At 67.5% G+C, this 557-nt stretch carries 1 protein-coding gene; it reads left to right on the forward strand.

Features of this window, described 5'->3' with window-relative positions; translation table 11 throughout:
• Positions 1 to 557 (forward strand): hypothetical protein (locus tag FK268_RS24525; protein ID WP_158636221.1); only part of this gene is annotated, 557 nt, incomplete at both ends.

The following is a 557-nucleotide window of genomic DNA, read 5'->3' on the forward strand; positions in this document are numbered from 1 at the left end:
TTCGTCTCCGAGCACATCGACGAACTTCGATCGGCCGAGACGTCGGAGACGATCGTTGAGCTGATCCGGACGTCGGAGGTGATGAAGAAGGCCAAGGGTGTCTGGCCGAAGATCATCGCCGAGCTCGACAAGCAGCTCGACATCGACTTCCCCGCGATGCGCACGCGCGAGCACAACGAGCGCGTGGCGCACCTCGAGTCCGTGACCGCGGGCGAGCCGGTCCTGCACCTGTTCACCGCCGGCGACGCGGAGGCGAACTCCTTCGCGATCTGCGACAGCGATGGCGCCGTGCAGTGGTACAGCGAGTTCTTCGAGTCGGATCGTCTCTCCGACGAGGACCCGGAGGCCAGCGCGGCGGGCCAGGCCGTCGAGAAGGCCTTGTACTTGGCCCGACAGGTCCGGGAGAAGTGCCACCTGGACGGGCTTGCCGTGGTGGTCCATCACGCGCACCCGGAGCCTCACGGGCTGGACGCGAAGGCGCGGAAGGCGTCCGCGGGCGGCGTGCTGGTCCGCTTCGCCCACGACAGCGAGAGCAACCCGGCCGTTGTTCGTGATGG

The organism is Tsukamurella sputi, assembly GCF_007858445.1.
Lineage (GTDB): Bacteria > Actinomycetota > Actinomycetes > Mycobacteriales > Mycobacteriaceae > Tsukamurella > Tsukamurella sputi.